This is a genomic window from Aquibium pacificum (assembly GCF_040839445.1).
Lineage (GTDB): Bacteria > Pseudomonadota > Alphaproteobacteria > Rhizobiales > Rhizobiaceae > Aquibium > Aquibium pacificus.
In genome coordinates this window covers 24,004-50,559 of record NZ_JBDPGJ010000005.1, presented here as the reverse complement: position 1 = coordinate 50,559, position 26,556 = coordinate 24,004, and the positions used below count along the sequence as shown (strand labels likewise).

General features: G+C 64.6%; 24 protein-coding genes. 10 read left to right on the top strand and 14 right to left on the bottom strand.

The window, feature by feature from the left end; all coding sequences use genetic code 11:
* Positions 1-88: 88 nt before the first annotated feature.
* On the top strand, positions 89-1,102 hold the full coding sequence (locus tag ABGN05_RS20675; protein ID WP_367955949.1) for an NAD-dependent epimerase: 1,014 nt from the start codon (positions 89-91) through the stop codon (positions 1,100-1,102).
* A gap of 106 nt (positions 1,103-1,208) precedes the next feature.
* Here ABGN05_RS20675 and ABGN05_RS20670 read toward each other — a convergent pair whose 3' ends face one another.
* From ABGN05_RS20670 to ABGN05_RS20660, 3 genes are all read right to left on the bottom strand, one after another.
* Positions 1,209-1,679 (bottom strand): nucleoside deaminase, encoded by a 471-nt coding sequence (locus ABGN05_RS20670; RefSeq protein WP_367955948.1) that lies wholly within the window; start codon positions 1,677-1,679, stop codon positions 1,209-1,211.
* A gap of 297 nt (positions 1,680-1,976) precedes the next feature.
* Positions 1,977-2,699 carry a class I SAM-dependent methyltransferase gene (locus ABGN05_RS20665; RefSeq protein WP_367955947.1) on the bottom strand — a complete coding sequence of 241 codons (723 nt, stop codon included), beginning with the start codon at positions 2,697-2,699 and terminating at the stop codon, positions 1,977-1,979.
* 339 nt (positions 2,700-3,038) lie between these two features.
* Complete coding sequence (locus ABGN05_RS20660) at positions 3,039-3,950, bottom strand: LysR substrate-binding domain-containing protein (protein ID WP_367955946.1); 912 nt, start codon at positions 3,948-3,950, stop codon at positions 3,039-3,041.
* A 104-nt stretch (positions 3,951-4,054) separates the two neighbouring features.
* Here ABGN05_RS20660 and ABGN05_RS20655 point away from each other — a divergent pair, with 104 nt between their 5' ends.
* Positions 4,055-5,203 carry an acyl-CoA dehydrogenase family protein gene (locus ABGN05_RS20655; protein WP_367955945.1) on the top strand — a complete coding sequence of 383 codons (1,149 nt, stop codon included), beginning with the start codon at positions 4,055-4,057 and terminating at the stop codon, positions 5,201-5,203.
* Positions 5,204-5,507: 304 nt separating this feature from the next.
* On the opposite strand, the gene ABGN05_RS20650 is transcribed toward ABGN05_RS20655, so the two are convergent.
* The gene (locus ABGN05_RS20650; protein WP_367955944.1) at positions 5,508-6,437 is read right to left on the bottom strand and encodes a methylenetetrahydrofolate reductase; all 930 of its coding nucleotides are present in this window, start codon (positions 6,435-6,437) and stop codon (positions 5,508-5,510) included.
* A gap of 433 nt (positions 6,438-6,870) precedes the next feature.
* Here ABGN05_RS20650 and ABGN05_RS20645 point away from each other — a divergent pair, with 433 nt between their 5' ends.
* The 4 genes from ABGN05_RS20645 to purU all read left to right on the top strand — a co-directional run bounded on the left by ABGN05_RS20645 (position 6,871) and on the right by purU (position 11,121).
* On the top strand, positions 6,871-7,644 hold the full coding sequence (locus tag ABGN05_RS20645; protein WP_367955943.1) for a GntR family transcriptional regulator: 774 nt from the start codon (positions 6,871-6,873) through the stop codon (positions 7,642-7,644).
* Between the two features lie 64 nt (positions 7,645-7,708).
* A complete protein-coding gene (gene ligM / locus ABGN05_RS20640; RefSeq protein ID WP_367955942.1) occupies positions 7,709-9,112 on the top strand; it encodes a vanillate/3-O-methylgallate O-demethylase in 1,404 nt (467 codons plus the stop codon).
* A 120-nt stretch (positions 9,113-9,232) separates the two neighbouring features.
* The gene (locus ABGN05_RS20635; protein WP_367955941.1) at positions 9,233-10,189 is read left to right on the top strand and encodes an AEC family transporter; all 957 of its coding nucleotides are present in this window, start codon (positions 9,233-9,235) and stop codon (positions 10,187-10,189) included.
* Positions 10,190-10,257: 68 nt separating this feature from the next.
* Positions 10,258-11,121: a formyltetrahydrofolate deformylase gene (purU, locus tag ABGN05_RS20630; protein WP_367955940.1), complete on the top strand. Its 864-nt coding sequence runs from the start codon at positions 10,258-10,260 to the stop codon at positions 11,119-11,121.
* 266 nt (positions 11,122-11,387) lie between these two features.
* Here purU and ABGN05_RS20625 read toward each other — a convergent pair whose 3' ends face one another.
* From ABGN05_RS20625 to ABGN05_RS20600, 6 genes are all read right to left on the bottom strand, one after another.
* Complete coding sequence (locus ABGN05_RS20625) at positions 11,388-11,648, bottom strand: hypothetical protein (RefSeq protein ID WP_367955939.1); 261 nt, start codon at positions 11,646-11,648, stop codon at positions 11,388-11,390.
* Positions 11,649-11,745: 97 nt separating this feature from the next.
* Positions 11,746-12,660, bottom strand: a complete 915-nt coding sequence (locus ABGN05_RS20620) for a cation diffusion facilitator family transporter (RefSeq protein WP_373695964.1) — start codon at positions 12,658-12,660, stop codon at positions 11,746-11,748.
* A 37-nt stretch (positions 12,661-12,697) separates the two neighbouring features.
* Positions 12,698-14,893: an anthranilate synthase gene (locus tag ABGN05_RS20615; RefSeq protein WP_367955937.1), complete on the bottom strand. Its 2,196-nt coding sequence runs from the start codon at positions 14,891-14,893 to the stop codon at positions 12,698-12,700.
* 217 nt (positions 14,894-15,110) lie between these two features.
* On the bottom strand, positions 15,111-16,364 hold the full coding sequence (locus ABGN05_RS20610; RefSeq protein ID WP_367955936.1) for an adenylate/guanylate cyclase domain-containing protein: 1,254 nt from the start codon (positions 16,362-16,364) through the stop codon (positions 15,111-15,113).
* Between the two features lie 113 nt (positions 16,365-16,477).
* Positions 16,478-17,734 carry a DUF2254 domain-containing protein gene (locus ABGN05_RS20605; protein WP_367955935.1) on the bottom strand — a complete coding sequence of 419 codons (1,257 nt, stop codon included), beginning with the start codon at positions 17,732-17,734 and terminating at the stop codon, positions 16,478-16,480.
* Positions 17,735-17,788: 54 nt separating this feature from the next.
* Complete coding sequence (locus ABGN05_RS20600; RefSeq protein WP_367955934.1) at positions 17,789-18,556, bottom strand: phosphatase PAP2 family protein; 768 nt, start codon at positions 18,554-18,556, stop codon at positions 17,789-17,791.
* 144 nt (positions 18,557-18,700) lie between these two features.
* Between ABGN05_RS20600 and ABGN05_RS20595 the strand changes: the two genes are divergently transcribed.
* From ABGN05_RS20595 to ABGN05_RS20585, 3 genes are all read left to right on the top strand, one after another.
* Positions 18,701-19,009 (top strand): DUF4342 domain-containing protein, encoded by a 309-nt coding sequence (locus ABGN05_RS20595; RefSeq protein WP_367955933.1) that lies wholly within the window; start codon positions 18,701-18,703, stop codon positions 19,007-19,009.
* A gap of 136 nt (positions 19,010-19,145) precedes the next feature.
* Entirely contained in the window at positions 19,146-19,355 is a 210-nt protein-coding gene (locus ABGN05_RS20590; RefSeq protein ID WP_367955932.1) for a hypothetical protein, read from the top strand.
* A gap of 10 nt (positions 19,356-19,365) precedes the next feature.
* A complete protein-coding gene (locus ABGN05_RS20585) occupies positions 19,366-20,667 on the top strand; it encodes a hypothetical protein (RefSeq protein ID WP_367955931.1) in 1,302 nt (433 codons plus the stop codon).
* 11 nt (positions 20,668-20,678) lie between these two features.
* Here the strand turns inward: ABGN05_RS20585 and ABGN05_RS20580 are convergent, their stop codons facing one another.
* The 4 genes from ABGN05_RS20580 to ABGN05_RS20565 all read right to left on the bottom strand — a co-directional run bounded on the left by ABGN05_RS20580 (position 20,679) and on the right by ABGN05_RS20565 (position 25,594).
* On the bottom strand, positions 20,679-22,358 hold the full coding sequence (locus ABGN05_RS20580; protein WP_367955930.1) for a formate--tetrahydrofolate ligase: 1,680 nt from the start codon (positions 22,356-22,358) through the stop codon (positions 20,679-20,681).
* A gap of 156 nt (positions 22,359-22,514) precedes the next feature.
* Positions 22,515-23,696, bottom strand: coding sequence for a choline ABC transporter ATP-binding protein (gene choV, locus ABGN05_RS20575; RefSeq protein WP_367955929.1), 1,182 nt, complete (start codon positions 23,694-23,696; stop codon positions 22,515-22,517).
* Positions 23,693-24,553 carry a choline ABC transporter permease subunit gene (gene choW, locus ABGN05_RS20570; protein WP_367955928.1) on the bottom strand — a complete coding sequence of 287 codons (861 nt, stop codon included), beginning with the start codon at positions 24,551-24,553 and terminating at the stop codon, positions 23,693-23,695. The genes choV and choW overlap by 4 nt, the downstream gene beginning before the upstream one ends.
* Before the next feature lie 96 nt (positions 24,554-24,649).
* A complete protein-coding gene (locus tag ABGN05_RS20565; RefSeq protein WP_367955927.1) occupies positions 24,650-25,594 on the bottom strand; it encodes a choline ABC transporter substrate-binding protein in 945 nt (314 codons plus the stop codon).
* A 262-nt stretch (positions 25,595-25,856) separates the two neighbouring features.
* Here ABGN05_RS20565 and ABGN05_RS20560 point away from each other — a divergent pair, with 262 nt between their 5' ends.
* Complete coding sequence (locus tag ABGN05_RS20560) at positions 25,857-26,468, top strand: thymidine kinase (RefSeq protein ID WP_367955926.1); 612 nt, start codon at positions 25,857-25,859, stop codon at positions 26,466-26,468.
* Positions 26,469-26,556: the final 88 nt, after the last annotated feature.

Sequence of the window (26,556 nt, the reverse complement as noted above, 5' to 3'; positions counted from 1 at the left end):
GGGTGGCGGGGACAACTGCGCCTTCCGCCCGGCGGGATCGAACTCCCGCGCATTCAGCGAATCAGGCAACGAACCGGGAGCAGAGATCTTGCGCATCCTCCTGACGGGAGCGGCGGGCTTCATCGGGTTTCACATCGCCTCGGCCCTGCTCGAAAAGGGGCACGAGGTCGTCGGGCTCGACAATTTCAACGGGTACTACGACCCGTCGCTAAAGCGGGCGCGGGCGGAACGGCTCGCCCGCTCGGATGGCTTCTCGCTCGTGGAATGCTCGCTAGAGGACCGCGCGGCGATGGAGGCGGTGTTCGCGCGGCCGGCCTACGACCGCGTCGTCCACATGGCCGCGCAGGCGGGCGTGCGCCACTCGCTCGACCAGCCGCATCTCTACGCAGCGTCCAACCTCACCGGCTTCCTGCACGTGCTGGAAGGCTGCCGGCTCCAGAAGACGCCGCACCTGATCTTCGCCTCGTCGAGTTCCGTCTACGGCGGCAACACCAAGCTGCCCTTCTCGGTGCGCGACAATGTCGACCATCCGCTCAGCCTCTACGCGGCGACGAAGAAGGCGAACGAACTGATGGCGCACAGCTATGCCCACCTCTACCGGCTGCCGGTGACGGGCCTGCGCTTCTTCACCGCCTACGGCCCCTGGGGCCGGCCCGACATGGCCTATTTCAAGTTCGTGCGCGCCATCCTCGCGGGCGAGCCGATCGACGTCTACAACGAGGGAAAGTCCTCGCGCGACTTCACCTATGTGGAAGACATGGTGGCGCAGATCCTGGCGCTGCTCGACCGCATGCCGCAGCCGGCGGCCGACCGCGAGACGCTCGACGCCGACCCCTCCCGCTCCACCGCGCCCTACCGCATCTTCAACGTCGGCAACAATTTTCCCGTCGGCCTCCTCGACTTCATCGGTGCCATCGAGGACGCGCTCGGCCGCAAGGCGAAGCTGAACATGATGCCCATGCAGGCCGGCGACGTGGAAAACACGTTTGCCGATATCGAGGAACTGGTCGCGGAGACGGGGTTCGCGCCGAAGACGACGCTCCGGGAGGGCGTGGGGAGGTTCGTGGAGTGGTATCGGGGGTATTATGGGGAGGGGCGGTGAGGGCTCGCTGGGGTGTTGGCGGGATTGGGGTGGAATGCGGAACGGCGGGTTTCGGGAGCGACGCAGTGCGTTTCGAAACCCTGCGCGGGGGACGGGGCGCGTTAGGTTACGACTGCCAGAAGGTCCGGTGCGGTGCGAGGAGTTCGCCCTCGATTTCAGGGAAAGGGCCGTGCACCTCGATCTCCTTCTGTCCGTGGCCGAGCACGGTGCGAGAGGGCAGGTTGATGGTCGGGTTCTTGGAATTGTTGCCGGTCAGCACGAGGAGCTTCGCCTCTTCGTAACCGTAAACCAAGCGGCCAATGTTCGCCCAGTAAAGTGTTCCGGTGCACATCGCGCAGGGTTCGCCGGTTGAGACTAGCGTGCATTGCCACAGGAATTCCGGCTCGTATGCGATGGCGGCACGCCGGGCGAGCTCGGTTTCAGCGTGATGAACCGTGTCGATATTGCCTTGACGCATGAGGATCGTGTTGTCAGGACCAACCAGAACAGCCCCGAAGGGATGATGGCCATGCGCCGCTGCCTCACGCGCGACAGCATCTGCAGTGCGAAGGTGAGCGAGCATCTGATCGCGGGTCATATCGCGCAGCCAACCGTGCAAAAGATGAAGTAGTCTGGTTTCGCAGGGTATAGACGACATATAATTCCAGCCCTGCGCGCGCAAAATGTATCACAGCTAAATGCAGCCGTGTACTGAAAAGGTCGGGCCGTCCAAGGTCGGCACTTCGTGGCATCAACGCGCACCGCGAACGTCCGAACTCGTTCAGCTTTCCGACATACGGACCGGCGACCGCTTGACCGCTTCGAGCCCTTCCAAGACATTCGTGCGTGGCGCAGAAGCCCACTTCTGACGATGCTTGTCGCCCTCTCATGGCTACTACATCGAGGACAGATTCCTAAAGATGTATATTGCGATCGGTGACATCTTCGTTTCGTCGCGCCATTCAATTGCTTCGTCAGGCAAACCGAGCGGCTTGTGAAGCGTGACAAGGTCCAGGCCGGCGCGTTGGGCTGCCCCGATGTAATCCCCCTCCGTCCAGAAATAGTCATACAAGACGACGTCGATGCCTTGGATCAGCAGCTTCACTGTGTCACCGCTTTGGAGCGATTTGTCGTTCTCGGGAAACGCGTACGTCAGTGATACCCAGCTTCCCTCGGTCGCCTCTGTCGACGAGGTCACGAGGATTATTATCCCATCCTTCTTAAGGACCCGCTTCAATTCCTTTAGGATATTCTCGATCTCCTCGATCCGCGAAACTTCGAGGAACACGTAGCTGGCAAAAATCAGATCGAAAGCGGAGTCTTCGAAGGGTAGGCGCCCGCTGGGGACATGGTGATACTGGCCCGCCTCGTCCTTGGAGCGAGCTTGCTTGAGCATATCCTGGCTTATGTCTACGCCAACTGCATCGTAGCCAAGGCGCTTCAGAAATCGTGTTGAGCGACCCGCGCCGCAGCCATAGTCAAGCACGGATGCGACGGAACCTGCGTGCTCGCCGATCAGCATGGGTACGTCGCGAAACGCTAGGTATTGTGTCCCTTGCATCTCTAGGTCGGCAAATGCTCCGGCGTGTTTTTCGTAGTCGTGAGTTTTGATGCTCATCAGAGCCAACTCCGCGCAAATGTGGCCATTTTCGCCATCCGAAGCGGTCTCGCCGGCCGCAAGGCCCGAACCTGTGGTGCACCAAAAACTGAATCGGGTCAGCCATAGGGGCAGACCGCAAACATAGACGATCTACGAATTGGAATGAATGCAGCAACGTCCGACCGGAAGCGGCTGTTACCCTGCCTCAGACAGCGTGCGCCCCGAATGTCAGCTTCGTCCGCGCAGCGGCCAAACGCCTCGACCGCGCCGATGTCGGGTGACCGCTAGAAACTGGACATCGGCGTTTATGAGTACACATCCTAGGGAGCAGGCGTACGCGCATGTTGACAATCGTCTTCACGCGAAGGCTTGCCGCTGCATCCAGCGAAGCAGGGCTTCCAAAGCCCCGCGCCTCGGGTGCTCGGCCCGATAAACAAAGTAAAAGCCGTAGCCAGGCAGGACGATATCACTGACTCGCAGAAGACGGCCATCGCGAAGCTCCCGTGCAACCAGGACATCACTACACAGCCCAAGACCCTGTCCGGTCACGATCGCTTCGATCCCGTGGTGTTCTTCGTAGAATTTCAGTTGCGGTGGCCGGACGGTGCCGCTGATTCGGCGACCTGCCGCTCGGGCCACAGCCTCCCAGCGGCGCCAAGTGGGTGCATCTACGTCAGTCAGGGGCCAGCCGACCTCCACACGCGGCAGATCGAGGATCGCCTGAGGCTCAATCAAGCCAATGCCTCCGCGAAGCATCGATGGCGCCGCGACGACGTGGAAGGTATCGCGAAGTAACTCCACCGCGACTCCGTCTGTCGGAGATCGCCGCGCATAACGGATCGCAACGTCGACTTCGCCGGTGCGAAGGTTCAGTACCGCATCCGTTCCCACAACTTCTAGCGTCGATCCCTGCGCTTCCGCTCGCCAACTTCCCAGGCGCGGCAGCAGCCAGCGCGCGGCAAAGGCGCTGGTTGTCGTCACCCGAAGATGGCCGATCGGGCTACCCGGGATAAGACGGGCAAGCTCGTCCGAGATCGACAGAAAAGCGTCCCTGACAACCGGCAGAAGCTGTGCGCCCGCAGTGGTGAGCTGCAAGGGCCTAGGTTGGCGCTGAAAAAGGGGCTGGCCGCAGTAGCGTTCCAGCAGCCGTATCTGGTGGCTAACGGCTGTGGGTGTGACCGACAGTTCCTCGGCCGCCTTCCTGAAGCTCAGAAGGCGGGCCGCGGATTCGAAGACCTGAAGCTCGCGAAGAGGCGGAAGACGGTGCATGCGTCAAACTCTAGATGAATTGTGCTCATCTTGCCCCAAATTCTTTGCTGTTGCCCCGCATCTCATTGGGTCCGACCATTCCGGTATTCTAGAAGGAGATAATCATGCCGGACGGACAATCGGTATCGACCGCTGCCACCATGATCGAAAGGTTCGAACAGATCCGCCCTTTGCTGGCAGCGCAGTCCTGGCGCTTTGACGCGGATCGAAGGCTGTCGGACGAGGTGTTTGCTGCGCTGAGCGAAGCGGGGCTCTTCCGCCTTCTGCTGCCATCCCAACTGGGCGGATGCGGGCTTTCGCTCCTCGATTTCATGACCGTGGTCGAGCATGCGGCAGCATTCGATGGGACAATAGGCTGGCTCGTCGGAAACGGAGGCGGCATTTCGCGCGCTGGCGGCTATCTGCCGTTGGACGCCGCACAGGAGGTGTTCGGGAAACAATCGGCCTTCGTCGCCTCAAGCACAGGCGCGATTGGCAAGGCGGTCCCTACCAAGGGCGGATACCGCATCACGGGCAGGTGGCCTTTTGCCAGCGGCGCGCCTCACGCTACGTTCTTTGCCCCGCTTTGCGAGGTGATCGAAGGCAACAGGCAGATGGTTCTAGCGTTCTTGCCCCGCGAGGCCGTCAAGCTGATCGACAACTGGCATGTGTCAGGGATGAAAGGCACCGGAAGCTGGGACTTCGAGGCGGACAACGCATTCCTACCAGCCGAATTCGTTTGCGACTTTCAGCCAATCCCTACCGTCGCCGGCGTCGTATATCGCCTTCCGGGCATTTCCGCCTTTGTCTGGACAGTTGCCACAGTGCCGCTTGGGATCGCTAAAGGTGCGATCGACGCGCTCATATCGGTCAGTAGCGGCCACAGTCGATTGGGCATCACTTTTCCCCTCGCAGAACGCGAACTGGTTCAGGCCGAGATCGGACGCTGCCTTGCAAAGTGCAGGGCGGCTGGCGCCTACATGCGGTCAGCCATGTCGGCCTTGTGCGAGTCCATCGAAAGCGAGGGCTCTGATGTTGTCGCGGCCCGCATCAACTACCGACTTGCCTGTTCTCACGCAGCTGAATCCGCGGTGCGCATCGTGCTAAGGGTGAATGATCTCATCGGGGCACGCGCCCTTGCCGAGTCCCAGCCATTCGAGAGGCGCGAACGTGACGTTCGAGCGGCAGCAAAGCACACCGCCATGAGCGCCGAGCAGTTTGTAATAGGTGGCCGCTACGCGCTTGGCGGCGATATCAGCGGCGCTAGCTTCTAACTGCCAATCGCTGTTATCTAATGAAGGTCGGCTTTGGGACAGAGTCGTGAGCGCACCCAGGATCGACTAGTTCCTGCAAAGTTCAGCCGGAGCACGCAAGCTGACTGTCTTCTTCCGGACCCGCTCAAGCCAAACTGCGGATGCTGAACGAACGGCAGGTTTTGAGCGCTCTGCGGTTCAGCCTGAACGACCGCAAAGGGGTCGACAGCCGACATCCCCCGCGAGCCCTAACGGCAAACACCGGCGGTCCGCGCCCCGGCCGTGAATCCCATGCCGCCAGCGAGTGCCCCGATGCCCCCGCCCGCTACTCCGCAGCCACCCGCTCCTCGCGCGCTCCGCCATTCTCCGCAGCCCACTCCGCACTTGCCTTGATGCCGCCCAGCGGGAAGAGGTGGACCTTGGCGATCAGGCTCTGAGGATGCTCTGACTTGTAGGCGGCGAGGGCGGCGACCACCTCGTCGGGCTCGTAGGGCATCAGGAGCTTGCGCATGTCCAGGGCGCGGCGCTGGAGGACTTTTATCGAGGGGCCGACGCCGCAGGCCATGGCGTATTTGATCAGCGTCTGGAGTTTTGCGGGGCCGGCGACGCCGACGTGGATCGGCAGGCGGATGCCCTGCCCCGCCAGATGCTCGGCCCAGCCGATGATCGGCGCGGCATCGAAGGCGAACTGGGTGGTGATGGCCATGGCGCAGCCGGTGCGCTCGGCCCAGGCCTGCTTCCAGGCCAGCGCCTCGTCGGTGCGGGTCGAGGAGCCGTCGGGATCGATGTCCCTGTTGCCCTCCGGGTGGCCCGCCACGTGCAGGCGGCGGAAGGCATGGCGCTCGAAGACGCCCGTCTCCATCATGTCGATCGAACTGGTGAGATCGCCGGCCGGCTGCGCCGCGCCGCCGGCCAGAAGCAGCGCCTGGTCGACGCCCGCCTCCTCGCGGTAGCGACCGACCCAGGTTTCGAGCTCGCCGGCATCGCGGATGAGGCGCGCCGGGATGTGCGGCATGACGTCGAAACCGTCCGCGGAGAGGCGCGTGGCGGTGGAGACCATGTCGTCGATCGGGGTGCCTTCGATGTGCGCGATGTATACGCGCGTTCCGGAAGGGAGCAAATCGCGGAAGTTTTCGACCTTGGCGGCGGTGCGCGGCATAACCTCGATCGAGAACCCTTCCAGGAAGGAACGAAGATCGGATCCGGACCCGGCAAGCGCATCCTGTTCCTGTCGCCGATCGAAAAACCCGAACATCGTATCCTCCTCGCATGCCGGCCAGTATCTGGCCACTCTGTATACATTATGAGGTAGCGCAGGCGACGTCAATTTCCAGTCCGCGACATTCGCATACCCGGAAACGACTGATCCTACATGGGTAAAGCCCTCCATTTGCCGGAATGCAGGCGATGCCATTTGCCCTCGACGGATTGACCGCCTGCATACATTTCGCCCCATCCAAGCGCAGCAGCTCCGGCAGCGACGAACGCCCGTGCAGGTGGTGCGCATGGCTCTACGGGAGAGCGCCCGGGACCCGGCCGCGACATTTGCCATGCGCATTCGCAAGGACCACATGGGCGCCCCGAATAGCCATTGACGGAATTGACAACGGCAGCTATCGCATACAGACTGTATACATAGCTCGCGCCGCGGCTGGAACAGGACAGCGGTTGCGAAACCAAGAGGCTCGATGAATAAGGCCGAACAGTTCGAGACGCAGGGGCGCGGCGAGGCGGGCGGGCAATCGCGCGCCACCGTCGCGCTGCTCGCCATGCGCGGCATGATCCTCAACGGCAGCCTCGGCCCCGGCGAGCGGGTCTCGGAACTGGCGATCGTCGAGCAGACGGGCATTTCGCGCACGCCGGTGCGGGCCGCCCTGCAGCGCCTGGAAGAGGAGGGCTTCGTCGAGGCGATCCCTTCGGGCGGCTTCGCGGTGAAGTCCTTTTCAGAGACCGACGTGTTCGATGCGATCGAGATCCGCGGAACGCTGGAGGGACTCGCGGCGCGGCTCGCCGCCGAGCGCGGATCCTCCACGGTGCGGCTTTCGGCGCTGCACGAATGCGTGGCCGAACTGGACAGGCTGGTGCCGGCTTCGCTCGACAGCGAGGACGGCTTCATGCGCTACATGAGCGCCAATGCGCGGCTTCACGCGCTGATCGTCGAACTGGCGGAAAGCCCGTCGCTGAAGCGGCAGATCGAGCGGGCGGTGTCGCTGCCGTTCGCGTCGCCCAACGCCTTCATCAAGGCGCAGACGCTGATGCCGGAATCGCGCGGCGTGCTGATCGTGGCGCAGGACCAGCACCGCTGCGTGGCCGAGGCGATCGCCGACCGGCAGGGCGCCCGCGCGCAGGCGATCATGCAGGAACACGCGCGACTGGCCGGCCGGCACCTGCGGCTCGCGCTGCGCGACGACAAGGTGCTGGAGCAGGTCCCGGGCGGGTCGCTGATCCGGACCGGACGATAGGAAACCCGAGGCGCGAAGCGCTCTCCGATACTTTCAACCACTCTCAAGCAGGAGGAAACCCAAGATGAGTGCGAAGAACCTGGAACAGAGACTGCAGGAGGCCGGCAACACCGTCCGCATGCTGCGCAACTCGAAAGTCGGCGCCTACGTCTACCCCGTCGTGGCGCCGGAATTCGCCAACTGGCGCGACGAGCAACGCGCGTGGCGCGAATCGGCCGTGCTGTTCGACCAGTCGCACCACATGGCCGAACTGAAGGTCGAGGGGCCGGACGCAGAGAAGCTGCTCTCCTACCTCGCCATCAACTCCTTCAAGAGTTTTACCCCGGGCAAGGCCAAGCACTTCGTGCCGGTGACGCCGGAAGGCTACGTGATCGGCGACGTGATCATGTTCCGCGAGAGCGAGAGCGAGTTCAACCTGGTCGGCCGCGCGCCGACGGTTTCCTGGGTGCAGTACCAGGCATCGATCGGCAACTACGACGTGAAGCTGACCGAGGATCCGCGCTCGCCGTCGCGCCCGCAGGGCAAGCCGGTGGTGCGCCGCCACTACCGCTTCCAGGTGCAAGGGCCGAACGCGCCGGCGATCCTGGAGAAGCTGAACGGCGCTGCCGTGCCGGAAATCAAGTTCTTCAACATGGACTACATCACCATCAAGGGCCGCAAGGTGCGCGCGCTGCGCCACGGCATGGCCGGCGTTCCGGGCCTCGAACTCTACGGCCCCTACGAGCAGTACGACGAGATCCGCGAGGCGATCATGGAGGCCGGCGAAGGCCATGGACTGGTTGCGGTAGGGAGTCGCGCCTATGCCACCAACACGCTGGAATCCGGCTGGATCCCCTCGCCGCTGCCGGCGATCTACACCGGCGAGAGCATCAAGGGCTATCGCGAGTGGTTGCCGGCCAATTCCTACGAGGCGACCGGCGCGATCGGCGGCTCCTATGTGTCCGACAACATCGAGGACTACTACCTGACGCCCTATGAGCTCGGCTACGGCATCTACGTGAAGTTCGACCACGACTTCATCGGCCGCGAGGCGCTGGAGAAGATCGCGGACAAGCCGCATCGCCGCAAGGTGACCTTCGAGTGGAACCCGGAGGACGTGGTGAAGGCCTTCGCCACCATGTTCGACCGCGAGGGGCCGAACGTGAAATACATGGACTGGCCGCTGTCGAACTACGCCTCCACTTCCTTCGACATGATCATGAAGGACGGCAAGATGGTCGGCGGCTCGATGTTCGGCGGCTACTCCTACAACGAGCGCCGCATGCTTTCGCTCGGCATCGTCAACCCCGACATCAAGGAAGGCGAGGTGCTGACGCTGGTGTGGGGCGAGCCGAACGGCGGCACGGACAAGACCACCGTCGAGCCGTCGACCCAGATGGACATCCGCGTCAAGGTCTCGCCGGTTCCCTATTCGCGCGACGCCCGCGAATCCTACGCCGACAGCTGGCGCAGCCGGCAGCCGGCCTGATACGGTCGCAGAGACAGGGAAAGGGGAGGCCGACGCCTCCCCTTTCCATATTTCCCCCGGCGTTCCGCCGCGACAATTCCCCGCCGGGTTTCCACCGGTCAAGGAGACGAATTCGCCCGCATGCTCCAGATCTTCTCGCTGATGTTCCCGATCCTGTTCCTGATCGGGCTGGGCCTCGTGGCGGTGCGCAGCGGGCTGGCCTCGCAGGCGCAGATCGAAGGGCTGGGCGGGTTCGTCATCAACTTCGCGCTGCCGGCGGTGATCCTGTCGGCACTGGCGCACCAGGATCTGGGCCACTCGATCAGCCCGGGCTATCTCGCCGCCTATGCGCTCGGCTCGCTCGCAGCCTTCGCCGTCGTGTTCCTGTTCATCCGCTTCGGGCTCGGACGGCCGCTGGAACGTGCCGGAATGGGAGCGCTGGGCGCGGCGGGATCGAACACCGGCTTCATCGGATTTCCCATCGCGGCACTGGTGCTTGGCGCGCCGGCCACGATCGCCATGCCGATGACGATGATCGTCGAGAACATGCTGATCATCCCGCTCGGGCTGGCCCTGGCGGAGATGGGGACGAGCAACGGCGCTTCGCTTCGCAGGATGCTGGGCGAAACGGCGATGCGGCTGTTGCGCATGCCGTTCGTCATCGCGATCATCGCAGGCGCGGCGCTCTCTTTCCTCGGTGTGCGGTTTCCCGCTCCGCTCGCCTCGAGCATCGATCTGCTCGGCCAGGCGTCCGCGCCGGTCGCGCTGTTCGTCGTCGGCGGCACGATCGCGGCGCTGCGGCGCGGCGATCTCGGGATGGAGATCGCGCCGATCGTGCTCGGCAAGCTCGTCCTGCATCCGCTGGCGGTGACGGGCGCGTTCCTGCTGGTCCCCGGCGTGCCGCCCGAACTCGCCGCCACGGGCATCCTGTTTTCCAGCGTCTCGATGCTGACGATTTATCCGATCTTCGCCCGCCGGGCCGGAATGGAAAACACCGCGGCCGCCGCCCTCATCATAGCGACCGTGTTATGCCTCGTCACGACCGCGGCCGTGCTGGCTTTCGTTCTCGACCGCTTCGGGCCTGCGATCGGAACCTGATCCGCAACCGCGCCCGGCGGAGCGATCCGTCCTTTCCCCCCGCCCCCACACCGGAACTGGAGACAGACTTGACCGAAAATTCCTTCGTTCTCACCGCCTACTGCGCAAACCGCCCCGGCATCGTCGCCGCGGTGTCGAAGGTCATCTTCGAAGCGGGCGGCAACATCGCCGACCTGCAGCAGTTCGACGATCCCGACAGCGGGCAGTTCTTCTCGCGCGTGGTCTTCGGCGCCGCCGAAGCGCCGCTGACGGACGACCAGGTACGCGGCCTGCTCTCGCCGATCATGGAGCGCTTCGGCATGACATGGTCGCTGCGGGCCCAGAACGCGCGGCGCCGCGTGCTCCTGATGGCCTCGCGGTTCGACCACTGCCTGGCGGACATCCTCTACCGCTGGCGGATGGGCGAGCTCAACATGGACGTCGCCGGCATCGTCTCGAACTATCCGCGCGAGACCTATCCGAACCTCTCCTTCGGCGACATCCCCTTCCACCACCTGCCGGTGACGAAGGCGACCAAGGCCCAGCAGGAGGAGAAGCTGTCGCGGCTCATCGCGGACGAGAAGGTCGATCTGGTCGTGCTCGCCCGCTACATGCAGATCCTGTCGGAGGAGATGTCGTCGCGGCTTTCGGGTCGCTGCATCAACATCCACCATTCCTTCCTGCCCGGCTTCAAGGGCGCGAAGCCCTACCACCAGGCCTACGAGCGCGGCGTGAAGCTCATCGGCGCCACCGCCCACTACGTTACCAGCGATCTCGACGAGGGGCCGATCATCGAGCAGGACACCGAACGCGTCAGCCATCGCGACAGCGCCGCCGAGTTCGTACGCAAGGGCCGCGACATCGAGCGGCGCGTGCTTGCGCGTGCGGTGCGGGCGCATCTGGAGGACCGGGTGCTGTTGAACGGCATGCGGACGATCGTATTTCCGGAGTAGGCTGGGCGCGGCTTTCGGAGCGCTTGCTGCGAAAGCATCTCGCGAGGCGCCCCCCTCTGCCCTGTCGGGCATCTCCCCCACGAGGGGGGAGATCGGCCTTCATTTAGATCTCGCCAACCTTCGAAATCGAAGGAGACGCGGCGATGGCGACGCTGCTGATCTCCCCCCTCGTGGGGGAGATGTCGGCAAAGCCGACAGAGGGGGGCGCCTGGCGAGATCATGCGCAGGGCGAAGGGGCGCCTCGCGATTGTCGCACTTCCCGCCCCTTACCGCTTCAGCTCCATCGGAACCCAGACGATCACCTTGGGCGGGCGGTCGCGGTCGAACTCGATTGGGACCGCCTTGCGGGCGGGCGTCTTGCAGCGGGAGCACACGAAGCGGATCGATTCGATCGAGCGGCCCATGCCCACCACCTTGGCCACCTCGTGCGCGCGGTGGTGGCCGACATGGCGGCAATGGCCGCATTCGATGCGGATCAGCATGTCGTGGCGGGCGGCGCGGCCGATGGTGTCGATCGTTCGGGTCATGATAGAACAAATGAGGAACATTTGTCCGGAAGGTCAAGGGGACTCGAAGACGCGACGCGGTGGCGCAAGGGAATGTGAAGGAGGCTGGCTCGGGCGCTCAGGCGAAGGGCACCGCCGTGGTGCCTGGCGGCAGCTTGGCCTCGTCGTCCGGCTCGACGTGGATGATGACGCGAACGGACGGGATCTCCGCCTTCAGCGCTTCCTCGACACGGTCGCAGATGCGGTGGCTCTCGCCGACGGTCATCCCGCTGTCGACGACGAGGTGGAACTCGATGAAGGTCGCACGTCCGGCAATCCGCGTCTTGAGATCGTGCACCTCGAGCGCGCCCTTGGAATTGGTCGAGATGATGTCGCGGATCTTCTGCGTGTCCTCGCTGTCCGCGGCGACGTCCATCAGGCCCTGCACGGACTGGGCGATGACCTTCCATCCCTGCCACAAGATGTTCAGGGCGACCACGACCGCGAGGAGCGGATCGAGCACCGCCCATCCGGTCGCCAGGGCCGCAAGCAGACCGACGATCACGCCGGCCGAGGTCACGACATCGGTCATGATGTGGCGACCGTCGGCTACCAGCGCCGGGGATCGTTCCGCCCTACCCGCCCGGATGAGTATGTAAGCCCAGACCGCGTTGACGATCGCGGCCGCCGCGTTGATGCCGAGGCCAAGGGCCGGCTCGTCGAACAGGCGCGGCGACAGCAAGGCGCTCCAGGCCTCGGCGATGATGAGGAGCGCCGCAAGGACGATGAGCACGCCTTCCAGGACGGCCGAAAAATACTCCGCCTTATGGTGACCATGCGGATGGTCGGCATCGGCCGGCTTGTGGCTGACGCGGATCGCCCAGAAGGCGGCGCTCGCCGCAATCACGTTGACGATCGATTCCAGCGCGTCGGAGTAGAGCGCCACCGAGCCGGTGACCCACCAAGCGACGAACTTCAGCCCCATGACGCCGAGCGCCACGAAGATGGAGTAGAAGGCCAGCCGCTGGATCTGCTTCTTGGCAGGCACTCTCATCCTCCCAGCGAAGCGGAGCCTATGAAAGCCCGAAACGTCACGCCGCCTTCACCTTCACTTTCGCCTTGCGCGGCAGGTGGGCGACGACGTTCTCGATCATGCGCATGCCGGCGTTCTGGCCGAGCGACATGATGGACTCGGGATGGAACTGCACCGCGGCCACCGGCTCGCGCCTGTGTTCGATCGCCATCACGACGCCATCCTCCGTCTCGGCGGTCACGTCGAAGTCTGACGGGAACCGCACCGGATCGGCGAAGAGCGAATGATAGCGGCCGACGGTCACATGCTTCGGCAGGCCGGAAAAGACGATGCCGGGCTTCGTCACGCGGATGCGCGAGGGCTTGCCGTGCATGGGGATGTGGAGCTGGCGGAGTTCCCCGCCATAGGCTTCCGTCAGCGCCTGCAGCCCCAGGCAGACGCCGAACAGCGGCAGGTCGCGGGCTCGCGCCTTGGCGATCGTGGCCGCGCAGTCGAAGTCCTTCGGGGAACCGGGGCCGGGCGACAGCACGACGAGGTCCGGCTGCACGCGGTCGAAGACCTCGTCGGTTACGGGCGTGCGCACGGTGGTCACGTGCGCGCCGGTCTGGCGAAAGTAGTTGGCGAGCGTGTGGACGAAGCTGTCCTCGTGGTCGACCAGCAGGATCGAGACGCCCTCGCCCACCCGCGCGGACTGGCGCTCGGAGCTCGGCGCATTGCTGGACCCGGCTTCCCGGACGGCGGCAAGCATGGCGGAAGCCTTGAGTTCGGTCTCGGCCTCCTCCTCGTCCGGCACCGAATCGTAAAGCAGGGTCGCGCCGGCCCGCACCTCGGCTATGCCGTCCTCGATACGGATGGTGCGCAGCGTCAGGCCGGTGTTCATGTCGCCATTGAAATGGACCATGCCGATCGCGCCGCCATACCAGCAGCGCTGGCTCTTCTCGTTCTGCTCGATGAAGCGCATCGCCCAGAGTTTGGGCGCGCCGGTCACGGTCACGGCCCAGGCGTGCGAGAGGAACGCGTCGAAGGCGTCCATGCCCTCGCGCAGGCGCCCCTCGATGTGGTCGACCGTGTGGATCAGCCGCGAATACATCTCGATCTGGCGGCGGCCGATCACCCGCACCGAACCCGGCTCGCAGACGCGGCTCTTGTCGTTGCGGTCGACGTCCGAGCACATGGTGAGTTCGGACTCGTCCTTCTTGGAGTTCAGGAGCTTCAGGATCTGCTCGGAATCCGAGATCGCATCCTCGCCGCGCTTGATCGTGCCCGAGATCGGGCAGGTTTCGACCCGGCGCCCCGAAACGCGCACGAACATTTCGGGCGACGCTCCGATGAGGTACTCGCCCTGCCCCAGATTGATGAAGAAGGAATAAGGCGAGGGATTGATCGTCTTCAGCCGACGCGCGATCTCGGACGGCTGGGTCTCGCAGCGTTCGTAGAACTTCTGGCCGGGCACGACTTCGAAGAGGTCGCCCTTGCGAAAGCTCTCCATCGCCTTGCGCACGAGCCTGGCGTATTCGCCCGGCTCGTGGTCGCCGCGTGGCGGGATGCGGTCGGACGGCCTGAACGGCTCTTCCACGGCCTCGCGCGGAAGGCTTTCGGTGGTCCAGCCTTTGCCGGCATAGTCGTAGCGGTCGTGCCAAGCCTTCGCCGCATGGTGGTCGACCACCAGAACCTCGTCGGGCAGGAAGAGCACGAGATCGCGCTGGCTCTCCTTGCGCTCCAGCCTGTACTCCACGGGATCGAACTGGAACGCCAGATCGTAGCCGAAGGCGCCGTAGAGGCCGAGGCTCGGGTCGGCCTCCGTGCGGAAGAGCGCCACGATCGCCCGCAGCACCGTGAAGACCGACGGCACGCGCGAGCGTTCCTCCTCGGCGAAGACCCGTCCCGGCGCGGCGATGTCAAGCGCGATCAGGCGCTCGCTCCGCTCGGTCACAGTGATCTCGGAGAGCGGCGAAATCGCTTCTCCGATCGCCGGCAGGATCGCCTCGCCGCGCCGGTTCAGCGCCTCGATGCGCATGGCGCGGCCGCGCGAGGAGATGACGACCGGCGGGTCGATGATGGCGGTATCCCAGCGCGTGTAGCGGCCGGGATATTCGTAGTTCGAGGAGAAGACCGCGCCGCGCCGCGTATTCAGCCCGTCGACATAGGTCTCGATCGCGCCGTCATAGGCGGTTTCGTGGCGCTCGCGCGTGATCGATATCCCGCCCGCGGTGACAAATCGCTCCGCGCCGTTCTCAAGCACTTCCACCGTCATTTCCGTCTCCGTTCCCTGTCTGGCGGAAGCGCCGGGAGCCTCATTGAAAAACAAAGGCCGCCCGGAACATCCGAAGCGGCCATCATCTGAATTGAACGCACGCGCGATCAGGCCGCTGTCAGCAGCCCCACCACCAAGCCTGTGCGATCGACATTTTCGTCATGCCAGATTCCATAGCGGCGAACGTGCGGTTCGGCAAGCCGCTTCGTGCGCAGCGTCAGGCGGGAAGAGCGGACGGAAGCGACGAATTCGATTCAATCGGCTCCTCCGGAACGATCGTGAAAAGTTCCTGCGGCCTGTCGAAGCCACGCAAGGCATAGCGGCCGACCGAAACCACCTCCGGTGGCAGGTCGGCGAGATGCCGGACGAAATCGGCGGAGATGAGCACGTCCCGTTCGGCCGAACGGCACATCGCCGATATCCGGCTGGCCATGTTGACGGCCGGTCCAATCACGGTGAAGTCGAGACGGTCGGTGCTGCCGATGTTGCCGTAGAAGACTTCGCCGAGATGCAATCCGACATAGGCTTCGGTGGCGAAGAGCCCATCGGATCGCCTGGTTCGATTAAGTTCCGCCACGCGTCGGCGCGCGCGCGAGACGGCGTCGAGCGCGCGGCGGCAGGCGGCGGCCTCGTCCCGGGCATCGAAGATCGCCAGGGTTCCGTCGCCGATGAGCTTCAATACATCGCCGCCCGCCTCGTGGATCGAGGAGATGACCGCCTCGGCATAGCCGTTGAGGAAGGGGATGATGTGATCCGGCGGCGCCGTATCGGTGAGGCGCGTGAAACTGCGCAGATCGCTGAACCAGATGACCGCCCGCACGTGCTCGGTCTCGCCGCGCTCGATGCGCCCCTGAAGCACGCGCCGGCCCGCGTCGCGGCCGAGATAGGTTTCGAGCAGCGTCGCCGCGATCCGCTGGAGCGAGACGGACTTCAACGCGAGCGCGAAGCCGGGAAAAAGCGCGGTCAGCGCTTCGATGTCGCGGTCGGAAAAGCCGGTGGGGCTTCGCGTCGCCCAGGACGCGTTGACGCAGTCCATTTCGCCGATGGCACCGGCCGGCGCGAACCGCTGCAACTGGACCAGATAGTCGGTATACCCTTCCCCGCGCAGATCGGCCAGCACGTCGAAATCTTCGGGACCGGCAGGGGAAAGGCGCCTGCGCAGCATCCTCTCGCCGGACACGTGCAAATGATGGAACGGGCTGCGCAGCCATTGCCCGTGAAGCGCTCCCCTGTCTTCGACGTGGCTGACCTCGATCACCTCGCCGCCCGCCGGTGCCTCGGGATCCCAGAAGAACAGCCGGCCCTCGTGCACAGGGTGAAGCGTTTCCATCGCGACGTTCGCCCGCGCGACGGGCACGCCGGCGGCGCCGAGACGCTGGCAGAACCCGGCAAGGAGCTCAGGTTCGCTCGTTCCGTTCAGGCCGGCCTGCGTGACCCAGTCGTTCACTTCCCGAAGAGAAAGATCCTGCACTCGACGATCCCTCTTTGTGCCGGACCGCGTTTTCGCCTACGACACCAGAGGAGCCCGCGAAGTCCCGCCTGGCAAGCATTTTCTGCGCGATCCCGGCTCCGGCCGTCCGGCCGTCACAGGGTCTCGAAGGGTTGCGCCGCCTGCCGCACGCGATCCACGTCCGGCTGGAAAGTCATGGCGAGTTCCGCTCTCTTCATCGCCAGCCTGGAGTGCCTGACGGCTTCCGTCCTGAATCGCGGCTCGCCCATTCTGGCGAGCGAGAGCAGGGCCTTCTGAAGGCGCACGTGCACCTCCGCCATGGTCGCGCCGTCGCGGGCGATGGGATGATAGATGTCGTCGAGCAGTTCGCCCGGGCTGATTTCCGGAACCTTCACCCGGGGATGGCGTATCTCGGCCGTGTCGCGATCGGCAGCCCATGTCGACAGAAGCCTGACAGAGCGTCCGATCACGTCGATCGCCGTGCCGGGATCGTTCATCGCCGGGGAAAGGGCACGCGACGCGATCTCCGCAAGCACGCTCAACCCGAAGCGCGGGTCCTGATCATAGGTGCGCTCGTTCGCAACGGTGAAGGCCTGTTGCAGATCCTCGATCGGCACCTCCTCCCCGAAACATGCGCACCATGCCAGCGGGCGGTTGAAATCGACCAGGGTGCCGGGAATGGCGGTCAGGAAGACTTCGCCCTCGCATCGCTCCGCAATCGCCGAAATGGCGGCGACATCGACATTCTGGACATATCCCACATTGACCGGCAGCACGGGCACCGCCCCGACGGGGATCGAATTGTGCTGCATGAGGGGCGTTCCCCCCAGATAGGGATTCTCCAGTCGCGAGGCGAAGGCGCGCTCGGCCGCCTTCTCCACCTGCTCGGTCGTCTCGCCCACCCGTCCCAGGCGCAGCAGGTAGTCGATCCAACGCAGCAGCGTGACCACGATCAGGAGGACGACCGCGATGGTGACCACGAACAGGACAACCCTGCCCCGCTCACCATAGGCACCCATGGAGAGCGTGATGATCGCCACGAGGCTGAACAGGAAGGACCCGACGAAGGTCGCCAGCACGTTCTGCGTCGTCGCGTCCTCGATCAAAAGCTTGGTCGCCCGCGGCGTGACGTGCGAGGTGGCGGCGCTGTATGCGGCCACTGTCGTGCTCAGGGAGAACGTCGTCACCGCCAGCATGCTGGAAGCGATGATCGTGAGAATGCTGTCGACTGCGTCCGCGCCGATCTTGGCGGACAATCCCTCCGGCAGGAACGGGGCGACGACGATCGAGATCAGCGCGGAAGCCACGGCAAGCAGGGAAATCAGCGTGGCGCGGAACCAGAGGCGCCGCGTCAGCAGTCCGAGCAGCCATTTCCATCGGGACGTCATCATGCCTCCGTCACATCTTGCCCCGATCGCCGCGGCGGCGGCGGGAGGCCGGAGAGGTCATTCACGGGAAACCGCTCCCGCCGCTGCCTTCGTCCCGTCCGCGCCGTGGCGCATGGCCTTGCGGTACCGGCGATATTGCAGTGCAGACACGAGAAGCCAGGCAAGGCTTGCCCATGCCGTGCCGAGGGCCCAGCCAGCGGCGACATCGCTCGGCCAGTGCACTCCGAGATATATGCGCGTCAAGCCGATGAGCACGGACATCGCGAACGCGACCGCGATCACATAGGCCCGCACATACCAGTTGTCGAAGAAGCGCGTCACCAGCGCGGCTAGCGTCAGGTAGGCCACGGTGCCGACCATCGCGTGGCCGCTCGGAAAGCTCGCCGTGTGGACGACGTCGAGATGATCGACGATGTCCGGACGCGGGCGCTCGAAATAGCTCTTGAGCACCTGGGACACGGCGGCACCCGACCCTACCGAGACGACGGTGTAGAGCGCCGGACCATAGCGCCGCGTGATCAGGAGCAGGCCCGTCACGACCAGAACCGCGAGGATGATGACGGGATAGCCGCCGAGCGCGGTGATCTCCGCGGCCGCCTCCTCCAGCCAGGGAGGGCCAAGAGGATCGGCGGTGTTGGTGGCGTGGCGGAAGATCAGGAAGAGCGCCTCGTCGATTTCGCGGATCTCGCCCTCGGCGACTTCGTCGGCGATCGAGAAGAAGGAGAAGACACCGAAGGCCAGGATGGCGAGCATGGTCACGGGCAACACCGCTGCCCGGTATTCCCGCATGCCGCGCACCAGCATGGTGACGGTCGGACGGATCAAACCCGTGCCTCCGAGCGCGGCCGGCCCGCCGCCGTCCCCTCACGCTTGCGCGAAATCAATGCCAAGCCCCGCGGCTCCTCTATCCTTGCATCCACATAGATCATGCATACCGGCATTTCACCTAGGACAGGAAGGATGAAAGTCATGGACGAGCGATTGGACCAGCAGAAGCGGACATTCACCGAGGAGATCGAAATCGCCGGCAACGAACTGGTCGAACGGGTGAAGGCGATCCTCGCGGAGGGCAACGTACGCCAGCTTCGGCTCAAGGCCGAGGACGGCGACATCTATCTCGAGACGCCGCTGACGATCGGCGTTTTGGCCGGCGGCGCGGTAGCGCTCGCGGCACCCTGGCTCGCGATCCTCGGCGTCATCGCCGCGATGGTGACACGGGTGAAGATCGAAATCGTACGCGAGGAAGAAGAAGACCAGGGACAGAAGCCTGCGGGCTGAGCGCGGCGCAGGCAACAGGCAAGCAAAGGAGAACGTTCAGGACCGACGCAAAGGAGCCGACCGACTGTGATGCACTTCATAGTCCATCCGGCTGACTTGGTGTCGAGTGCGATCCGGTACTTTGCGGAGGAACGTCATGCTTTCCCCAAGCCGCATCGCCTTGATTCTCGCCGCTTTCTCCATCGCGCTCCTGCCGACGCGCGCCTTGGCCCAGGTGCCGCCGCACGTGCCGGGCACCATCTGCTTTACGCAGCAGTTCTGGTGCTGGGCTCAGCCGCCCGGCCCTCCGGGCTTGCGGTGTTTCTGCAACGGACCAGCCGGCCCGGTGCAGGGCGTTCTCGGGTGAGGACGCGGCCATGTCCGACAGCGATCCCTTCGTCGAAGACATCATCAAGGATGCGCGGCTGCTCGCCGACTACGGCAGGCTCTCTGGGGTCTTCAAGAACGACGAGTTCTTCTCCGCCGTCGCCGAGGCGGAGAAGCTGGAAATCCGGACCATCAGCGACCCGGCAATCGTCCGGCTCCAGAAGCACCTGAACGATGCAGCGAAGCTGATCCCGTTTACCACCTTCGCCGCTTTGCACGGAGACTGGTCGCCGCGGCGGAGCACACGCAAGTCCGCATGGATGTCAGCCCTTCTGGTCGCGCTGTCGATCACGCTGATGGCCGCCACCGCACAGTTGACCTACATCTACAACCGCGGCGTGACCCTGCTCTCGGAAGTCATCAGCCTGCAGCAGCAGGATACCGAGCAGCGCTTCGGCCGCCTCGTGCGGCAGATCTGGTCTGCCACGCACGACCCCAGCGTCGTGCGCAACATCAACGACAGCTCGGTCGCACGGGAATCGATCTACAGCCTCGACTACGACCTGAGGAAGCTCAACACGACGATCGCGGAGACGTCGCTTCGCGTCTCGGATCTAGCGTTCAGAGCGACTTTCCCGCTGATCGGAATGCATCGCGCCTACTGCATCTACACCCGGCTGATGGCAACCGGCACGCTACAGGACAAGTTTGCCTCGGCTGGATGTGGCTATGGCGACCAGAGCTACGACAATCTGCCTTATCTCAACAACGTGGAATGCTCGGCACCGGGGCAGGTGCTGACCGTGAACGACACCACGTCGAGCACCGCCAAGGACATCCTCGGCGACTACAAAGACGCATCCATGGTCCTGTTCTGCAATGGATCGATCACCGTCGATCCGAAAACCATTCATTCGGCGCTCACCCGAAGCATCGAGCAGATCAGCCAGTCCATATCGCCCTACGCCCTGTGGATCCTGCCGGCGCTCTACGGCGCGCTGGGGGCGCTGATGTTCCAGATGCGGCGCATTCTCGATCCGCTCAGCCCCAACCCGCAATTTATCGCCCTGCTGCACAGGGTGGCGCTGGGCGCACTGGCCGGGATGATCCTGGCATGGTTCCTGGCGCCCGACGCGCGGTTCGAGACGGACGTGGCGGGGATCGGCTTCGGCCTGTTCTCCTTCGCCTTCCTTTTCGGCTTCTCCATCGACGTGTTCTTCACCGTGCTGGACGAGTTCGTCGCCTTCGCCAACACGACGGTGCGCCGGTTCGGCGCGTCGCGGGCCGAGCGGGAAGCCGGAGCCGCGGGAAGCCGCGAAGCCGCCGCCGGAGGTTCCGGCGGCTCGGGCTGAGCGGGGAGGCCCTAGAACAGCCCCTCGATCTGGCCCATCTCGTTGAGGAAGATCCTTTCCGAGGAGGGCGCCTTGGGCAGGCCGGGCATGGTCATGATCTCGCCGCAGATCGCCACGACGAAGCCGGCGCCCGCCGAGAGCCTGACCTCGCGCACCGGCACGACGTGGCCGGTCGGCGCGCCGCGCAGGTTGGGATCGGTCGAGAACGAGTACTGCGTCTTGGCCATGCACACCGGCAGATTGCCGTAGCCCGCCTGCTCCCACTGGTGCAGCTGGTCGCGCACCGACTTGTCGGCGATCGCCTCCGAGCCGCGGTAGATGCGCTTGACGACCGTGTTGATCTTCTCGAACAGCGGCATCTCGTCGGGATAGAGCGGCGAGAACTGCGAGGAACCGCTCTCGGCGAGCTGCACCACCTTGTGCGCCAGTTCCTCAATGCCGGCCGATCCGTGCGCCCAGTGCTTGCAGAGAATCGCTTCCGAGCCCTGGCCGGCGACGTAGTCCTTCATCGCCGCGATCTCGGCGTCGGTGTCGGAGACGAAGTGGTTCATCGCCACGACCACCGGCACGCCGAACTGCTTCACGTTCTCGATGTGACGGCCGAGATTGGCGCAGCCCTTCCTGACTGCCTCGACGTTCTCCTTGCCGAGGTCTTCCTTCTTGACGCCACCGTTCATCTTCATTGCGCGCACGGTGGCGACGATGACGGCCGCAGCCGGCTTCAGGCCCGCCTTGCGGCACTTGATGTCGAAGAATTTTTCCGCGCCGAGATCCGCGCCGAAGCCGGCCTCGGTAACGACGTAGTCGGCGAGTTTCAGCGCCGTGGTGGTTGCGACGACCGAGTTGCAGCCATGCGCGATGTTGGCGAAGGGGCCACCGTGCACGAAGGCGGGATTGTTCTCCAGTGTCTGGACGAGGTTCGGCTGCATGGCGTCCTTCAAGACCACCGCCATCGCGCCATCGGCCTTCAGGTCGCGGGCGTAGACCGGGGTCTTGTCGCGGCGATAGGCCACGATGATGTCGCCGATTCGCTTCTGCAGGTCCTTCAGGTCGGTGGCCAGGCAAAGGATCGCCATCACTTCCGATGCGACGGTGATGTCGAAGCCCGACTCGCGCGGATAGCCGTTGGCGACGCCGCCGAGCGAGCAGACGATCCCGCGCAACGCACGGTCGTTCATATCCATGACGCGGCGCCACACAACGCGGCGGGTGTCGATGCCGAGCTCGTTGCCCCAGTAGATGTGATTGTCGATCAGCGCCGACAGAAGATTGTGCGCCGTCGTGATGGCGTGAAAATCGCCGGTGAAGTGGAGGTTCATGTCCTCCATCGGCACCACCTGCGCATAGCCGCCGCCGGCAGCCCCGCCCTTGACGCCGAAGTTCGGTCCGAGCGAGGCCTCGCGGATGCAGGTGATGGCCTTCTTGCCGATGCGGTTCAAGCCGTCGCCCAAGCCCACCGTCGTCGTGGTCTTGCCCTCGCCGGCCGGCGTCGGGTTGATGGCGGTCACCAGGATCAGCTTGCCGTCCTTGCCGCCGCGCTTAGAGGCGATGAAATCGGCCGAGATCTTCGCCTTGTCGTGGCCATAGGGCAGGAGATGCTCGGCCGGAATGCCGAGCTTGCTGCCGACCTCCATGATCGGCTTCTTCTTCGCGGCGCGCGCGATCTCGATGTCGGACTTGTACTCGGCCATGTCGGCTCCCCCGGCGAATTTCGCAATCTTCGGCGCGAAGGATCGACCGTCCTTCGCACGGCCGGCATACAAGCCCGACTGGCAAAGCCGCCGCCGTCCCAAAACAGCCGCGGAATGCACCGATTGCGACAGGGGCTGTCCGCCCCTCCGGAGCCGTCAGCGGCGCAGCACCGCCCGCAGCACGTCGCGCACGCCGATCGAGCCTATGAAGCGGGTCTGCTCGTCGAACAGCGCCACCGGCGCGGTCTGGGACTGGTGCATGGCGTGCATGACCGTCTTCAGCGAGGTGCCGGGCTTGGCCCAGAAGACAGGCGGACGGTCGCGCGGCACCGCTTCGAGATCGTCGCAGGACGTCCAGGCGGCCGGCTCGCCATTGTGCTCCGCGGCGATCACCATGAAGTTCTCGTCGAGGCGGAAGCGCGTCGTCTGGCGGCGGTCGAGCCAGACCCAGCCCTCGCCCGCCTGTTCCAGGTCGCGGCGGTCGCGCATGACGTTCCACGCCGTCAGCACCGACAGCGGGTTCACGTTGGCGATGAAGTCGCGCACGTAGTCGTTGGCCGGCTTCAGCACGATGTCTTCCGGGGTGCCGGACTGGACGATGCGGCCGCTCTCCATGATGGTGATGCGGTTGCCGATCTTCAGCGCCTCCTCGAGGTCGTGGCTGACGAAGATGATCGTCTTCCTCAGATCGGCCTGGAGCTGCAGCAGTTCGTCCTGCAGCTTGGTGCGGATCAGCGGATCGAGCGCGGAAAACGGCTCGTCCATCAAGAGGATCGGCGCCTCGGTGGCGAAGGCGCGCGCCAGGCCCACCCGCTGCTGCATGCCGCCGGACAGCTCGTGGGCATGCTTGTCCGCCCACTGCGACAGGCCGACGAGCTCGAGCTGCTTGCGTACGCGCTCCTTGCGCTCTGCGGCGGGGACACCGGCCAGTTCGAGGCCGAAGCCGACGTTCTCGGCGACGCTGCGCCAGGGCAGCAGCGCGAACTGCTGGAAGACCATGGCCACGCATTCGCGCCGAATCTTGCGCAGATTGTCCGTCCCGCAGGTGACGACGTCGGCCGACCAGTCGCCGTCATGGACGATGACCTCGCCGCGCGTCACCGGGTTTAGGCCGTTGACGGCGCGCAGCAGCGTCGACTTGCCGGAACCGGACAGGCCCATCAGGACGGAAATCTCACCCTCCTCGACCGTCAGGTTGCAGCCCGCGCAGCCCAGAACGGCGCCGGTCTTTTCGAGGATCTCCTGCCTCGTGGCGCCGGCGTCCAGCATGGCGAGCGCCTGGCTGGTGTCCTCGCCGAAGATGATGTCGACGTTGCGGAACTCGACGGCGGTGCTCATTTCGCCTTCCCCTGCCCGATGCGGGCGACACGGTCGAGAATGATGGCCAGGATCACGATCGCCAGTCCGGCCTCGAGCCCTAGCGGGATGTTGACGGTGTTGAGCGCACGGACCACCGGCTTGCCGAGCCCATTGGCGCCGATCAGCGCGGCGATGACCACCATCGAGAGCGACAGCATGATGCACTGGGTCAGACCTGCCATGATGGTCGGCAGGGCGGCGGGGAGCTCGACCTTCCAGAGCAGCTGGCTCCGCGTCGCGCCAAAACTCTGGCCGGCTTCGATCATCGGCTTCGGCACCGAGGTGATGCCGAGATAGGTCAGCCGTATCGGCGCCGGCATGGCGAAGATAACGGTGACGATCAGGCCAGGAGCGACGCCGAGGCCGAACAGGATCAGGATCGGAATCAGGTAGACGAAGGTCGGCAGCGTCTGCATCAGGTCGAGGATCGGCAGCATGACCTTGTAGACGCGTTCGTTGTGGGCGGCATAGATGCCGATCGGCACGCCGATCGCCATGGAGCAGGTCGCCGCCGCGACCACCAGCACGAGCGTCTCGATCGTCTCCTTCCATAGATCCTGGTTGATGATGAAGAGAAGCCCGAGCGCCACGCCCAGCGCCAGCTTCCATGACTTCTTCAGCCACCAGGCGAATGCGGCGATCAGTGCCACGACGAGGACCGGCGGCAACAGCAGCAGCAGATCGGCGACGCCGTCGAGGACGGCCGTCAGACCGTCGGCAATGCTGTCGAAGAACCACTCGAAGTTGGCGGTAAGGAAGTCGAAGAACTGGCGGCCCCAGTTTCCGACCGGAATCTTGTTGTCGCGATCGGCAATCCACTCCGATACCGGATCCATCGCAGGCCACCCCTCAGGCGCTGTTCATTCCCCAACGAAACGGCGGCCGGACGGTGGTCCGGCCGCCGAAAACCGTCTGCCCGGACGATCGGACGATCACATTCCCAGCGCCGATTTCACCGCCGGCATGGCTTCGCCGCCATCCAGCGTGGTGACGCCTGCAAGCCACGGCTCGATGGTGCCGGGATTGGCCTTCAGCCATTCCGTCGCCGCCGCCTGGGGATCCTTGCCGTCGTCGAGGATCGCTCCCATGATCTCGTTTTCCATCTGAAGCGAGAAGACGAGGTTGGTCAGGAGTTTCGCCAGGTTCGGACATTCCTCAGGAAGGTCGGCGCGCACGTTGGTGTGCACGGTGGCGCCGCCGTAGTTCGGGCCGAAGACGTCGTCGCCGCCCGAGAGATATGCCATCTCGAAATTGGCGTTCATCGGGTGCGGTTCCCAGCCCAGGAAGACGATCGGCTCCTTGGCTCCGACGGCCTTGCTGACGGCCGAGAGCATTCCCGCTTCCGAACTTTCGACGAGTTCGAAGCCGCCGAGCCCGTACTGGTCGCCCGAAATCATGTCGAGGATCAGGCGGTTGCCGTCGTTGCCGGCCTCGATCCCGTAGATCTTTCCGTCGAGTTCCGTCTGGAACTTGGCGATGTCCTGGAAGCTCTGGAGGCCGGCGTCGAAGGTGTATTTCGGCACTGCCAGCGTATACTTGGCGCCTTCCAGATTGGTCACCAGCGTCTTGACGGTACCGTCATCGCGGTAGGGCGCGATGTCGGCTTCCATCGTGGGCATCCAGTTACCCAGGAAGACGTCGACGTCGCCGCTCTTGAGCGATGTATAGGTGACCGGCACCGACAGGATCTCGACCGACGGTTCGTAACCGAGCGCGTCGAGGATCACCGATGCGGTTGCGGTGGTGGCGGTGATGTCGGTCCATCCGACGTCGGAAAATACGATCTCCTGGCAGCTTTCGGGATCGGCGGCGAGCGCACCCGACGTCAACGTCGTCGCGAGCCCGAACGCGATGGCGCAAGCCTTCAACTGGTTCATTCTGGATTCTCCCGTTGTCTTCGCGGCTGCAGCACCGTGCGGCTGTTCCGCCTCTCCTGCAATCGCATGAGCCAAACACCATTTCGGTGCCGTTTCAAGGTACTTGCGTGCCCGTAGGGGGCGTTTCGCGTCGCACCGGCGACCAGACCGCGCTTTTCACCGTGGACGAGACTTGTTTCACCGGGGACGAGACTTGCTTTTTGCGGTGCGGGAACGGCCTGCCGACTCCCATGCGGCGCCAAACTGCGCTTTAAGGCTGCACATGGCCAAGCTTTACTTCCACTACGCCACCATGAATGCCGGCAAGTCGACGATGCTGCTGCAGGCGTCCTACAACTATCGGGAAAGCGGCATGGAGACGATGATGTTCGTCGCCGGCCACTACCGGAAGGAGGACGCGGGCTACATCTCCTCGCGCATCGGCCTAGAGTCGGACGCGCACATGTTCCGCAGCGGCGACGACCTCTATGCGCGGATCGCCGAGCATCACGAGCATGAGACGATCCACTGCGTGTTCGTCGACGAGGCGCAGTTCCTGGAGGAGGATCAGGTCTGGCAGCTTGCCAGAGTGGCCGACCGGCTCGGGATCCCGGTCATGTGCTACGGGTTGAGGACCGACTTCCAGGGCAAGTTGTTTCCCGGATCGCGCGCGCTTCTGGCACTCGCCGACGAGCTGCGCGAGGTGCGCACCATCTGTCGCTGCGGACGAAAGGCCACGATGGTCGTGCGGCTCGGGGCCGATGGAAAGGTGGCGCGGGAGGGCGAACAGGTCGCGATCGGCAAGGACGTCTATGTCTCGCTGTGCCGCCGCCACTGGGAAGAGGAAATGGGCCGCTGGCCGGCCGAGGACATGATCGGCTTCGTCCGAAGATGAGCACCGAGGTTGTGACAATTCGCGCCCGCGCCGGGCATCGCCGGTTCTGCTATCCCGGCGGCGCGTTCAGGGGTAAGTTTCAAAGCTC